Below are 13,642 nucleotides of genomic sequence, written 5' to 3' on the forward strand. Positions count from 1 at the left end.
GAATATTAGCTGATGTGATGCATTGAGTGTGTTAGCATTTAAATATAAGAAATGCGTGCATTATGCCTCTAAGGCTCAGGACTTAATTTATGAAAAGCCAACAAAACGATCCAATTTATTCTCAAATATCGCAAGTTAAAGATGCGGTAGCAGAAGTACTCGAACATGCTAAAAAATTAGGCGCTACAGCTGCAGAAGCTGCGATGTCTAGCACGTCTGGTTTATCGGTTAGTACACGAATGGGTGAAGTAGAAACCATTGAGTTCAACCAAGACGGCGGCTTAGGCATTAGTGTATATGTTGGTAATAATAAAGGCTCGGCGTCAACTGCTGATTTAAATCCAAAAACATTGCGCACGGTAGTCGAAAAAGCGATTGATATAGCCAAATTTACATCTGATGACCCATTTAACGGCGTTGCTGATAAAGAGTTACTTGAATTTAATCCTAAAGATTTAGATTTATATCATCCTTGGGATGTAAGTCCTGAGGAAGGCATTGAGCTTTGTCATGCTGCTGAGCAAGCTGCATTAAATGCGGACGAGCGTATTGTTAACTCTGATGGTGCGAGTTTTTCATCGCATCAGGGATTACGTGTTTATGGTAACAGCCACGGTTTAATTGCAGGCTTTCCACGTACTCGTCATAGTATTAGTACTATGGTAATAGGCAAAGATGGCGAACACATGCAGCGCGACTCTGCTTATACAGTTGCTCGCGATCAGGCTGGTTTAAATGATGCTGCGGCAGTGGGCCTTGAAGCGGCAGCTGAAACCTTAGCTAAATTAAACAGCCAAAAGTTAGGCACAATGAAAGTGCCTGTTATTTTTAGAGCAGATATTGCAAATTCATTGTTTGGTCACTTGGTGTCGGCAATTGGTGGTGGCGCGCTTTATCGTAAATCAAGCTTTTTACTTGATAGCTTAGGCACTCAGGTATTTAGTAATTGTGTGAATATTGCTGAGCGCCCACATATTTTAAAAGGGTTGGCATCGTCACCGTTTGATAGCGAAGGTGTTAAAACATTCGATAGAGAAATAATTCAAGGCGGCGAGTTACAAACTTATTTATTAGCAAGTTATGCTGCGCGTAAAATGAACATGATGCCAACAGGACATGCTGGCGGTATACATAACTGGCTCGTTGAGCAAACTCATAACGATTTAACTGCACTATTAAAAACCATGGGTACTGGCTTATTAGTTACAGAGCTAATGGGGCAGGGCGTAAATACCGTAACGGGTGACTACTCTCGTGGTGCTGCAGGTTTTTGGGTTGAAAATGGTGAAATTCAATATCCGGTAAGTGAAATTACTATTGCTGGTAATTTAAAAGACATGTTTAAAGGTATTTCCGCCATTGGTGGTGATATAGAACGCCGTGGTGGTATTCAAACAGGCTCAGTACTAATAGAGCAAATGCAAATAGCCGGCGCGTAGTATTAATACGCAGTGTATACTTAGACCCAGAGTATTATCTCTGGGTCTAAGTGAGTTTTTACGAGGTGTAAAATGGCTAAAGATAGATATGCACCAAAACCGCTAACCGATATTATGGCGGGGTTAAATAATCGTTTATCGGCTTATGCAGGCAAAAGCCAAGCACTTGATACACAGCAAACCTTATTAAAAGATTTTTTAGGCCCTAAATTGGGTGATAAATGCCGAGTTAGTAATTACCGAGACGGCACGCTAATGATAGAGGCGGTATCTGCGCCTATCGCGCTTAGGCTTAATTATTTAAAAATGGATATGCTTTCACACTTTAGAGCTGCTGGAATGGCAGAGCTTGGACAAATAAAAATAACTGCAAACCCTCAAGCAACTCAGCGATTAAGTACCGCGAATAAATCGGGCAGCCCTACAGTTACCAACTCTCGGAAAATGAGTGAGCAAACCGCTAATTACTTAAATGCGATAGCGGCTTCTGCCCCCCCTTCATTAAAAGAAAAACTAGAGCGTTTAGCGCTCCACGGGAAGAATAAAAGTTAGCCTTAGCCACCCACTATATTGTTATTGGTAGGGCTATTTTTGCAGCTCACCGCATTCAAAATACTTTGTTACATATTCCATTTTATTGTTGGTCTAATGAGGTTTATGATACTGCGTGGTGTGCTTTATTATTTAAAGCTCCCTTGATACCCATTCCATTAAGTAAAAGCGTACAGGCAGTGCTATTTTTACTCCTGCTATATTCAAGAATTTAATGGAGTTGGTATGTGATACCAACCTGCATAAATCTTTGATCAATTTAACGAATTAAATTGCACTATAACGTCGTTAAAAATTTTTATTTAGAACAACTAGATACAAAAACTTTTGCCTAGTTCTAGCGTAATTTTCTTAACGTTAAATAGACCCCATACATAAGCAGATTGGTATGATTTAATTCTAACTAACAAACGGAATCATTATGAATAAAGTAACAATGGCCGCTGCGAGCATAGCGCTTGCACTTGGTCTAGTAGGTTGTGGTGAAAAACAACAAGAAGCTAAAGTAACCGATACTCCTGTAGTAACAGCACCCGCTGAAAAGCCACTAGAGCTTGGTATTGAACTAGCGAATATGGATAGTTCAGTACGCGCACAAGACGATTTTTATTATCATGTAAATGGACAGTGGTTAGCAAAAACTGAAATACCAGGTGATAAGTCTAACTACGGTTCTTTTTCGCAGCTATATGATGAGTCACAAAAAGCGATGAAAATTGCCCTTGAAAACGCAGCCGCGAATAAGGCCGCTAAAAAAGGCAGTGATGAGTATAAAATTGGCGCATTTTATAAAAGCTACATGAATCAATCTGCGCGTAATGAGCTAGGTATTACGCCATTACAACCGTCATTAGATACAATTGATAGCGTTAAATCTAAAGCTGACTTAGTGGGTTTAATGGCTAAAATTCAAAAACAAGGCGGTACTTTACCGTTTGGTTGGTTTGTAAATAACGATGCTAAAAACTCGAGCGAGTATGCATTGTATTTATCTCAGTCGGGTCTTGGTTTACCAGATCGTGATTATTACTTAAATGATGACGAAAAATTCACTAAAATTCGTGCTTCTTACGAGCAATACATCACAGATGTTTTAGCAAAATCAGGCGTTAAAAATGCAGCAGAAGCTGCCAAGAGCGTACTTGCATTTGAAAATACACTAGCTGATGCTCAGTGGAGCCGTGTGCAAAGCCGTGATGCAACTAAATCTTATAACAAGATGACAGTAGCAGACGCAAGCAAGTTGATGGGCGACCTTGATTTAGCTGCATTCTTTAAAGATGCAGGCGTGAGTGCAAGTGACATTATTGTACGTCAACCAAGCTACTTAGAAGCACTTGCTACTATTTACAAAGATACTGATTTAGCGACGTGGAAAAACTACTTAAAATTTCATTTTGTAAGTGGTTATGCAGAGCTACTTAGCGAAGATTTAGTTAACCTTAACTTTGACTTTTACAGCACAACACTTCGTGGCGTAGAAGAACAAGCACCTCTTTGGAAGCAAGCGGTTGATGCATCTAACAGTGTACTAGGTGAGATTTTAGGTAAGGTATACGTTAAAGATAACTTCCCGCCAGAAGCTAAAGCACGCATGGAAGAGTTAGTTGATAACGTAATTAAAGGTTATGGCGTTGCTATCGAAAATCTTGAGTGGATGAGCCCTGAAACAAAGCTTGCAGCGAAAGAAAAGTTAGACAAATTTACGCCTAAGATTGGTTACCCAGACACGTGGAAAGATTACTCAGAGCTAGAGATTAACTCAGACGAGCTAGTAGGTAATTACATCCGTTATAGCGAATGGGCATACGCAGACATGATTGCTAAATTGGGTAAACCAGTTGATCGCTCTGAATGGCACATGACTCCGCAAACAGTAAATGCGTATTACAACCCAGTAAACAATGAAATTGTATTTCCAGCCGCTATATTACAACCACCATTCTTTAATTTAGAAGCGGATGATGCTGTAAACTACGGCGCAATTGGCGCGGTAATTGGGCATGAGCTTGGCCACGGTTTTGACGACCAAGGTGCTAAATACGACGGTGACGGTAACTTACGTAACTGGTGGAGTGAGACTGACCTTAAGCAATTTGAAGAGCGTACAGCGGCTTTAGTTGCACAGTATAACGAATATAAACCATTTGAAGATGCAAGTGTTAATGGTGAGCTAACGCTTGGCGAAAACATTGGTGACTTAGGTGGGTTAACCGTTGCGCATAAAGCGTATATGCTATCTTTAGGTGATAAAAAAGCACCCGTGATAGATGGTTACACAGGCGATCAACGTTTCTTTATGGGTTGGTCACAAATCTGGCGTCGTAACTACCGCGATGAAGAGTTACGTAATCGTTTATTAACAGACCCTCATTCACCAAGCCACTACCGTGTAATCGGTATCTTGTCGAACATGCCTGAGTTTTACGAAGCGTTTGACGTAAAAGAAGGTGATAAAATGTATATCAAACCAGAAGATCGCGTAAAAATCTGGTAATTGCATTGCTATAAATAACAAAAAACCAGTAAGTTTTTAGCTTACTGGTTTTTTTGTATCTTGAATTTGTTTATCGACTAAGCACGCGTGCATCCATTCTTCGTTACTCAGTATGTTTTTATAAAGCGCGAGTTGGTTTTGTGCTCGCTCTAAATTATGCTCTGCATGAGATACTTTAAAGTACACATCGTTATTTAAGTAATCAGTTAAAAAGCGCACACTTAACATGAGCGGCATTATTTTAGCGCCTAATAATAAGCTTTCTTGCTCTAGTATACTCATGCTATTTTTTAATGGCGTTACATAGCCTTTTACAATGGCTGAAAATATATCTTTTCGAATAACAACGTTGTGTAAGTTTGTTGAATCCTCGGCTTCGGGGGAGCAAAATGTACGTACCATGTCGCCAAAGTCATAAAGCCAAAATCCTGCCATGCAGGTGTCTAAATCAATAACTGCTTTTGCTTTGTGAGTTGTATTACAAAACAGCATATTATTTATTTTTGTATCGTTATGACACACTCTAAGCGGTATGTGTTTAGCTACCTGACTAAGCTCAGTAATTAAATGCTGCTGCGTTAAGCAATATTCTATTTCGTCAGCGCAGTGCTTTACTCTATTAACTACGTTGTTAGTGATTGCGGTATTTAATTGCTCAAAGCGCATCGCTAAGTTATGAAAATCAGGGATTACAGTGTGTAGCTGTTGCGCATCAAAATCTTGTAATGCATGAGCAAATACGCCAAAGGCGTAAGCCGCTTGCTCGCTCTGCTGGGTATTTTTAACAACGTCTTCGCTGTAGCTATCGCTAATATAGTTAAGGACGCGATAATACGCATTATCAATTTTTATTAAGTGTTCGTCGTTTTGTGTAGTTATATGTTTGATTATTTCAAGAGGGTAATTATTTTGCAGTTGTTTAGCATTTAAATGCTGCTCAATTAGTTTTGCATTACTCACTAACTGAGCAGGGTTTTTAAATACCTCAGTATTAAGTTTTTGCACAATAAATTGTTTATCAATACTTGTAAGTAGCCATGTACTATTTATATGACCGCTACCAATCGCACTAACTTGAGTTAACTCAGGGGGCAGTGCTAACAGTTCGCTTAGCTTATTTTGTATTGAGATATTCATTGTGCTCACTTATGCCCTTTTTTTATGCGTATCTGGCAACTATTTTTTCGATAATTTCAGCATTCGCTTCAGGAAAATCATAATTTTCTAATTCAGTAATTGCTACCCATTCGCTAGGTTGCCCTTCAGCGCCATGTGCTTCACCGCTAAAGTTACTTACTACGTGTACATCTAATTTAACGCATTTATCGCCGTAGTCATGTTCAATCACCATCAATTGGCTAGAGCTGTGAATGGTTAGTCCAACTTCTTCAATAAGCTCGCGTTTAAGTGCAACAAACACACTTTCTCCAGCTTCAACTTTACCACCAGGAAATTCCCATAAACCGCCTTGATGTTGTTCATCTGCACGTTTACAAATGAATATAGCGTTATTTTTCTTAATAACACCAACAGCTACATGTACAATTTCTATAGTCATTACTTTAAAACTCCATAAAAAAAAGCGACGCTAGCGCCGCTTTTTAATAAGCTACTGACAATATTGGGTTATTTTAATTTACCGCAACACTGTTTGAATTTTTGACCTGATTTACAAGGACAAGGGTCATTACGACCTACTTTTGGTTCTGTACGAGCCATTACTGTCGCTGTTTCTGGCGCTTCGCCACCTACGTGCTCAGCTTCTTCATGTTGGTATTCGCGAGGAGCATTTTCACTTTTACGGTGTTGCTCTTCTACTTTTTCAACATCTTCTTCTGCGCGTACTTGTACTTTACTTAGAATGCTTACAACATCTACTTTCAAGTTTTCAAGCATTTCGGAGAACAGCTCAAACGATTCACGCTTGTACTCTTGCTTAGGATTCTTTTGCGCGTAACCACGTAAATGAATACCTTGGCGTAAATGATCCATTGCAGCAAGGTGATCTTTCCAATGCTGATCAAGACTCTGTAGCATAATCGCTTTTTCGAATTGACGTAAAACAGAATCGCCAACTTGCTCTTCTTTTTGCTTGTATGACTGCTCAATCGCCTGCTCAATACGCTCACGAAGCTTTTCTTCGTATAGTTTATTGTCATCTGCTAACCACTGAGTAATAGGTAACTCAATTAAGAAGTCTTGTTTTAAACGCTCTTCAAGGCCAGGAATGTCCCACATTTCAGCAAGGCTTTGCGGTGCAATGTACTGATCAATTGTATTGCTAAGTACGTCACCACGAATTGCAGTAATAGTTTCTGAAATATCGCCTTCTTCAAGTAGTTCGTTACGCTGAGAGTAAACAACACGACGTTGATCGTTTGCTACATCATCGTACTCAAGTAGTTGCTTACGAACGTCGAAGTTACGTGCCTCTACTTTACGCTGTGCATTTTCAATCGCACGGTTAACCCATGGATGTTCAATTGCTTCACCGCGTTGCATGCCTAATTTACGCATCATGTTAGTCATGCGCTCACCGGCAAATATACGCATTAGCGCATCGTCCATCGATAAGTAAAAACGGCTTGAACCAGCATCACCTTGACGACCAGAACGACCACGTAATTGGTTGTCTATACGACGAGATTCGTGACGTTCAGTACCAATGATATGTAAACCGCCGGCATCAATTACTGCATCATGGCGAATTTTCCAAGCTGCTTTAATTTCAGCAATTTGCTCATCAGTTGGGTTTTCAAGTTTTTCAACTTCACTGTTCCAGTTACCACCTAACACGATATCGGTACCACGACCGGCCATGTTTGTTGCAATTGTTACTGTTCCTGGTAGGCCAGCATCTGAAACGATGTCAGCTTCTTGCGCATGAAATTTAGCATTAAGTACATTGTGCTTAATTTTTTCTTTGCGTAAAAACTGCGATAAATACTCAGAGCTTTCAATTGAAATAGTACCAACAAGCACCGGTTGTCCACGGTCTTGGCAGTCTTTAATATCAATTAAAATAGCTTCGTATTTTTCTTCTTGCGTTAGGTAAACTAAATCGGCGCGATCATCACGAATCATCGGCTTATTAGTTGGCATAACAACGGTATCAAGGCCGTAGATTGACTGAAATTCAAATGCTTCAGTATCGGCTGTACCTGTCATACCTGCTAACGTTTCGTATAAACGGAAGTAGTTTTGGAACGTAATAGAGGCAAGTGTTTGGTTCTCGTTTTGAATTTTTACACCTTCTTTTGCTTCAACAGCTTGGTGTAAACCTTCTGACCAACGACGACCTTCCATTGAACGACCCGTATGCTCATCGATAATAATTACTTCGTTTTCTTTTACAACGTAATCAACATCTTTTTGGTATAGCTTATGAGCACGAAGGGCGGCATAAACATGGCTTAGTAGCGTAATGCTTGCTGCTGAATAAAGCGAATCGCCTTCTTCAATTAAGCCGCGCTCAGTAAGTAGCTCTTCTACTTTAATTTGACCACGTTCTGTTAAATGAACTTGCTTAGACTTTTCATCAATCGTGTAATCGCCATCTCCTTCAATACCTTCTTCGTCTTCTTTTTCTTGAAGCTCAAGTAAAGGAACGATGGTGTTTATTTCAGTGTATAGCTCAGAGCTATCCTCAGCTGGGCCTGAAATAATCAGCGGGGTACGTGCTTCATCAATTAAGATTGAATCCACTTCATCGACTACAGCATAGAATAATGGACGTTGAACTCGTTCATCAATGCTAAAAGCCATGTTGTCACGAAGGTAGTCAAAACCAAATTCGTTATTAGTACCGTATGTAATGTCGGCAGTATAAGCGAGCTTCTTTTGCTGCGGCATCATACCTGGTACGTTACAGCCTACTGTAAGGCCTAAAAATTCAAATAACGCACGGTTGGTTTCAGCATCACGTTTAGCAAGGTAGTCATTCACGGTAATTACGTGAACACCTTTGCCTGTTAAGCCGTTTAGATAAGCTGGTAGAGTAGCTGTAAGTGTTTTACCTTCACCGGTACGCATTTCTGCAATGCGACCTTGATGTAAAACCATACCACCTAATAACTGCACGTCGAAATGACGCATGCCATTTACACGCTTTGACGCTTCACGTACCACAGCAAAAGCCTCTGGTAGAATGTCGTCAAGGCTTTGTCCGTTATCGTAACGTTCTCTAAACTCAGCTGTTTTAGCTCTTAAATCTTCATCAGAAAGCGCTTCAAGTTGCGTTTCTAGCGCATTGATTAGCGCGACCGTCTTTCTTAAGTTTTTAATAGTGCGGTCATTGCGACTACCAAAAAGCTTGGTAAATAAATTAGATATCATGATAAAACCGTTACAATGTATTCTTTGTCAGCCGAGTATCGGCTAACCCATTTTTAACAATTGGTAATTAATATGTGCTTTTAAGTAACACTTAGAACATATTAATTAGCAATTTTGTATTAAACCGTTCAAAAAGCACTGTTTATTACGTGCGCTACTATACCAGACTCTGCCAAACAACAAACTATCTCAATAAAAAGATCGGTGTATAAAATCGAAAAATTTGATCTGGTTCGTAAAAATCACTTTGTATTACTCAATTACAGTAAAAATAGCAGCGAACTGTAAAGATATGGTGCTAAATAAATTAAAAACAAGGGTTATAGTTGTGCTTAAGTTTTACGCTTAAACACAACTATTAAATACATGTTTTATAATTTAAATTGATTAACCGTTTTGTTAAGCGCCGCAGCTAAATCACTTAAGTCACGAGCTTCGTCAGCGAGGATGTGCGCATGGTCAGCGGTACTGTTCACTAAGTTATTAATTGCCGAAAGGCTCGTATTAATATCCTCAGCAACAACAGTTTGCTCCTCGGTAGATGTGGCTATTTGATGACTTTGGTCTTGTACTTTAGTAACCGACTGCGCAATATTGTGAAGTGAGCTAAGCACTTCTTTAGTTTGAAGCACTGAGCCCTCGGTTTGATCTTGTCCTTGTTGCATCATTACTGAGGCTTGTTGAGCTATTTGCTGCAAGCGCGAAATCATATTTCGAATATCGTCTGTTGATTCTTGTGTGCGACTTGCTAGTGAACGTACTTCATCAGCAACAACGGCAAAGCCTCTACCGTGTTCACCGGCACGAGCAGCCTCTATGGCCGCATTAAGTGCAAGTAAGTTGGTTTGATCAGCAATGGAATTAATTACATCGACTAATGCACCAATGTTATTACTTTCTTGCTCAAGACCTGCAACCACTTTAGATGCTTCGCCAATATGTAATGCCAGTTCAGTCATTACTGTTTGCGCCTGTGTAGAACGGCTAGCTCCTTCAGCTGTAATTGCTTGTACTTCTTCAGCTGCGTTATTTGTGTGTTGTGCGTTACGTGATATTTCAAGCACAGTAGTCGCCATTTCAGTTACCGCTGCGCTCACGCTATCAACTTGCTGCTTCTCTTGCTGAATTTCAGAATTTGTTTTCTCAGAAACACTTCTTAGCTGGGCCGCTGCATTACTTAGTTGTTCTGCTTGCGCTGCGGTATCAAGCATCATGGCGTGCAACTTATCAATAAAAGTGTTCATGTGGTTGGCCAGCTGTCCCACTTCATCTTGACTATTAATATAAATTTTTTGAGTAAGATCGCCTTCGCCCGATGCTATATCACGCATAATGTGCGTAAGCGTTGTAATGGGTTTTGAAATCATGTGGGTAGCCCATAAAATCATGGCTAATATAATGATTAAGATAATAATTACCGCCGTTGTTGTAGCGGTTACTGCAGCATTTACGGGCTCTTCAATCATAGTAGTTGGGATAAGTAGACCTACATACCAATCTATATAAGGCTGCTCTAGCTGCAGACGATGGTAAACCACATAAAACTGCTCACCTTTAAAAGTAACCATTTGGCTGCCTTCAAGGTTATTTCGCATTTGTGTATTTAACTCTTTAAAGCCTGCTGTATTTGTAAATTGTTGCTCAAGCGCATCGAGCCCTTCTTTACCGTTTGCACCTTCATCTGTAATTGAAAGTTTATGCCCAGTGGCCTTTGAAAAATGAACTACTTTTTGATTACCATCGAGTAAAAATCCATAACCTTGGCCGTTAAAGCGAATATTTTCGACCATGTCGTTAATTTTGTTTAATTGTAAATCAACACCGCCCATACCAATGAGTTTTCGCTGAGCGTTATAAACAGGTTGTTGTACTACTGCGGATGCTACGCCTGTGGTTAAATCAACAGAGATTGGACCTACGTAAAGCTTGTTAACTTGCATGGCTTCTTGCCACCACCCACGCTTGTAAGCGTAATAAGGCTGGCCGTTGTAGTGACTTGTACGCTCGTTTTCTTTAAAGTATTCACCGGTGGTTGCTGAGGCAAAAAAGGCCGATAAAATGTTTTCGTCATTTGAGCTTAAACGCACAAAGTCTTGGTTTACTTCGTTGTAACCTGGCGCGCTTTCGAGTGCTTGATCGCGTGTATCCCAATTTTCAAAAAAGTTGATTAAATGTGGGTTATTAACAAAGGTTGATACCATTTTACCGTACATCGCGAAGTAACTTTGCATTGAAAGTTGCTCGGTCTGTAGATAACTTTGTGCTTCGTTTTCTATGTTTTCTCTAGAGAGATTGGCAATGTGTTTAACAAAAAATGTTGAGGCGATAATTAGTAAAACGGTAATTGTTCCACCAATCAATAATAATATTTTCTTCCGTAATGATAAATTATTTAGCATGAGTACACATATTTTTATTATTTATGAAATTATATCTAATCATATCTTACTTAAAATCTCTATAAAGTTAGATAGAAAGAACTAATTATGCGTTTAAAATAAAGGCTTATACAAAAATGACAAATAAAAGTAATAAATTAGTAGTATTAGGTGCAGGCTGGTTAGGACATGCTTTATGCGTAAGTGCACAAAAAGCTGACTGGCAAGTACAAGGAACGCATAGAACAGATATACACGAGTTTGACTTTGAGCGTCAGTTTACACTTGAAGATGGACAATTAAGGCATCAAGTTGATTTACAAGGTGCTTATTGGGTATGTGCTATTCCACCACGTAGCAGGCACAGTGAAAGTAATTATCCTGAAACACTCACCGCAGCGCTTAAGCTTTCAAAGGAGCTAAACGCAAAGGGCTTTTTATTGTGCTCATCAACCGGGGTGTACGATCAAGAGCCTGGTGTATATAGTGAAAGTAGCGATATTTCATGCACAAACGAGCGCCAAATAAAGCTTTACGAAGCTGAAGAGCAAGTGCTTGAACAAGATGGCAAAATACTTCGTTTAGCTGGCTTACTAGGGCCTAATAGAGAACCGGGGCGTTTTGTGGCAGGTAAAGAGCTCAATACATCAAGTGAGCAAGTGGTAAATATGGTGCATCAACAAGATGTAATTAATGCTATTTTTGCGGTGATAGAGCACTGGCAAGTAGGGCAAAATATTTATAATGTGGTTAATCCTGCGCACCCCACAAAAGCTGAATACTACGCTATGAAGTGTCAGCAACATGGTGGTGAAATGCCAACGTTTACAGGAACTGATTCGGCTGAGCGAAAAATATTAGGCTCAGCCATTGAAGCCTTAGGGTTTAGCTATCAGCACGGTATTTAATATGCTGAAGGCAGGGGACTGCTCTCTATAAAGTCGCATAGCTTACCTTCACTTAGTAATGTATTAGCAGCTTCGATATCGGGAGCAAAGTAGCGGTCTTTATCATAATAACTTACATGCTCGCGTAACAATGCTTTAGCGCTTTGCACTTTATCTGATGGTTCAAGCGGCTTTCTAAATTCTAGCCCTTGAACCGATGCTAACCATTCTATTGCCAAAACACCTTGGGTATTATTGGCCATTTCATCTAAGCGCCTTGCTGCAAAGGTTGCCATAGAAACATGATCTTCTTGATTTGCAGATGTAGGCAAGCTATCAACCGAAGCCGGATGCGCTAATGATTTGTTTTCTGATGCAAGCGCTGCTGCGGTAACTTGGGCAATCATAAATCCTGAATTTACCCCGCCGTTTTCAACTAAAAATGGCGGTAATTTGGATAGGTTTGAATCAATAAGTAATGCAATTCGCCTTTCTGCTAATGCGCCAATTTCTGCAATTGCGATTGCTAAGTTGTCAGCGGCCATTGCAACGGGCTCTGCATGAAAGTTTCCTCCCGATATTATGTCGCCTACATCGGCAAAAACTAGCGGATTATCGGTTACACCGTTCGACTCGCATAGCAACACTTCTGCAGCTTGGCGTATCTGAGTTAGGCAAGCACCTAGCACTTGAGGCTGGCAGCGAAGGCAGTATGGATCTTGTACTTTTTCACAATTGACGTGGGAGTTACTAATCTGAGAGTGCGTATCGAGTAGCTCTCTAAATACTTGAGCGGTGTCTATTTGTCCGCGCTGTCCGCGAATTTCATGAATACGTGCATCAAATGGCGCGCGACTGCCCATTGCGGCTTCTATACTTATCGAGCCGATAACGCAGCTTTGTGCATATAGGTTCTCGCTTCTAAATAGGCCTTGTAGTGCAAACGCAGTCGACGCTTGTGTGCCATTTAATAATGCTAAGCCTTCTTTGGCTGCAAGGGTAAGGGGTTCAAGTCCCGCTATTTTTAACCCTTGTGCTGCGCTAATTATTTCTCCTTTATGTCGCATTTGACCTTCAGCTAATAAAGGTAGACACATATGCGCAAGAGGGGCTAAATCTCCCGATGCCCCCACGGAGCCTTTTTTAGGCACGCATGGATATACTTCGCTACTAAGCAGCTGCATAAAAAATTGGATTACTTGCAGGCGAATGCCCGAATAGCCACGTGAAAGCGAGTTTACTTTTAAGGTGATCATTAACCTTACTGTGCTGTCATCCATGTATTCGCCAATACCCGCAGCGTGTGAAAGCACAATGGAGCGCTGTAATAATTCAAGTTGGTCGTCGGCAATTTTAGTATTGGCTAATAATCCAAAGCCGGTGTTAATTCCATATACAGTGCGGTGTTCATTAATAACATTTTGAACGGTTTGCGCGCTGGCTGCTATTTGCGACTCGGCATGCTTTGCAAGGCTCAGCTTTACCGGTGAATTATTAATTTTTCTTAGTGTGTTTAAATCAAGTGATCCGGGTGTGAGAGTAAGTTCGAACATG

9 protein-coding genes are annotated in these 13,642 nt (G+C 40.3%); 4 read left to right on the forward strand and 5 right to left on the reverse strand.

What is annotated here, in order from left to right:
- The first annotated feature begins 89 nt into the window (after positions 1–89).
- The 3 genes from pmbA (at position 90) to H5160_RS02255 (ending at position 4,488) form a co-directional block, all read left to right on the forward strand.
- Complete coding sequence (gene pmbA, locus H5160_RS02245) at positions 90–1,439, forward strand: metalloprotease PmbA (RefSeq protein WP_165723708.1); 1,350 nt, start codon at positions 90–92, stop codon at positions 1,437–1,439.
- Between the two features lie 72 nt (positions 1,440–1,511).
- The gene (locus tag H5160_RS02250; protein ID WP_002959934.1) at positions 1,512–1,991 is read left to right on the forward strand and encodes a DUF721 domain-containing protein; all 480 of its coding nucleotides are present in this window, start codon (positions 1,512–1,514) and stop codon (positions 1,989–1,991) included.
- 421 nt (positions 1,992–2,412) lie between these two features.
- Positions 2,413–4,488 (forward strand): M13 family metallopeptidase, encoded by a 2,076-nt coding sequence (locus H5160_RS02255; protein ID WP_182696201.1) that lies wholly within the window; start codon positions 2,413–2,415, stop codon positions 4,486–4,488.
- A 36-nt stretch (positions 4,489–4,524) separates the two neighbouring features.
- Here H5160_RS02255 and H5160_RS02260 read toward each other — a convergent pair whose 3' ends face one another.
- From H5160_RS02260 to H5160_RS02275, 4 genes are all read right to left on the reverse strand, one after another.
- The gene (locus H5160_RS02260) at positions 4,525–5,625 is read right to left on the reverse strand and encodes a phosphotransferase enzyme family protein (RefSeq protein ID WP_182696200.1); all 1,101 of its coding nucleotides are present in this window, start codon (positions 5,623–5,625) and stop codon (positions 4,525–4,527) included.
- Between the two features lie 22 nt (positions 5,626–5,647).
- Positions 5,648–6,046, reverse strand: coding sequence for an 8-oxo-dGTP diphosphatase MutT (gene mutT, locus H5160_RS02265; RefSeq protein ID WP_007377262.1), 399 nt, complete (start codon positions 6,044–6,046; stop codon positions 5,648–5,650).
- A 68-nt stretch (positions 6,047–6,114) separates the two neighbouring features.
- Positions 6,115–8,823 (reverse strand): preprotein translocase subunit SecA, encoded by a 2,709-nt coding sequence (secA, locus tag H5160_RS02270; protein WP_182736609.1) that lies wholly within the window; start codon positions 8,821–8,823, stop codon positions 6,115–6,117.
- A 371-nt stretch (positions 8,824–9,194) separates the two neighbouring features.
- Positions 9,195–11,222 carry a methyl-accepting chemotaxis protein gene (locus tag H5160_RS02275; RefSeq protein ID WP_182712157.1) on the reverse strand — a complete coding sequence of 676 codons (2,028 nt, stop codon included), beginning with the start codon at positions 11,220–11,222 and terminating at the stop codon, positions 9,195–9,197.
- Between the two features lie 116 nt (positions 11,223–11,338).
- Between H5160_RS02275 and H5160_RS02280 the strand changes: the two genes are divergently transcribed.
- On the forward strand, positions 11,339–12,109 hold the full coding sequence (locus tag H5160_RS02280; RefSeq protein ID WP_182682814.1) for an NADP-binding protein: 771 nt from the start codon (positions 11,339–11,341) through the stop codon (positions 12,107–12,109).
- Here H5160_RS02280 and hutH read toward each other — a convergent pair.
- Positions 12,106–13,641 (reverse strand): histidine ammonia-lyase, encoded by a 1,536-nt coding sequence (gene hutH, locus H5160_RS02285; protein ID WP_182197460.1) that lies wholly within the window; start codon positions 13,639–13,641, stop codon positions 12,106–12,108. The two genes, H5160_RS02280 and hutH, sit on opposite strands and share 4 nt — an antisense overlap.
- Position 13,642: the final 1 nt, after the last annotated feature.

The sequence above is a fragment of the Pseudoalteromonas sp. SG43-4 genome (assembly GCF_014164325.1).
Taxonomy (GTDB): domain Bacteria; phylum Pseudomonadota; class Gammaproteobacteria; order Enterobacterales; family Alteromonadaceae; genus Pseudoalteromonas; species Pseudoalteromonas distincta.

Excerpts from the sequence above, each read along its gene's own strand:
- pmbA (WP_165723708.1), top strand. The coding sequence starts at position 90 with ATGAAAAGCCAACAAAACGATCCAATTTATTCTCAAATATCGCAAGTT.
- H5160_RS02250 (WP_002959934.1), top strand. The coding sequence starts at position 1,512 with ATGGCTAAAGATAGATATGCACCAAAACCGCTAACCGATATTATGGCG.
- H5160_RS02255 (WP_182696201.1), top strand. The coding sequence starts at position 2,413 with ATGAATAAAGTAACAATGGCCGCTGCGAGCATAGCGCTTGCACTTGGT.
- H5160_RS02260 (WP_182696200.1), bottom strand. The coding sequence starts at position 5,625 with ATGAATATCTCAATACAAAATAAGCTAAGCGAACTGTTAGCACTGCCC.
- mutT (WP_007377262.1), bottom strand. The coding sequence starts at position 6,046 with ATGACTATAGAAATTGTACATGTAGCTGTTGGTGTTATTAAGAAAAAT.
- secA (WP_182736609.1), bottom strand. The coding sequence starts at position 8,823 with ATGATATCTAATTTATTTACCAAGCTTTTTGGTAGTCGCAATGACCGC.
- H5160_RS02275 (WP_182712157.1), bottom strand. The coding sequence starts at position 11,222 with ATGCTAAATAATTTATCATTACGGAAGAAAATATTATTATTGATTGGT.
- H5160_RS02280 (WP_182682814.1), top strand. The coding sequence starts at position 11,339 with ATGACAAATAAAAGTAATAAATTAGTAGTATTAGGTGCAGGCTGGTTA.
- hutH (WP_182197460.1), bottom strand. The coding sequence starts at position 13,641 with ATGTTCGAACTTACTCTCACACCCGGATCACTTGATTTAAACACACTA.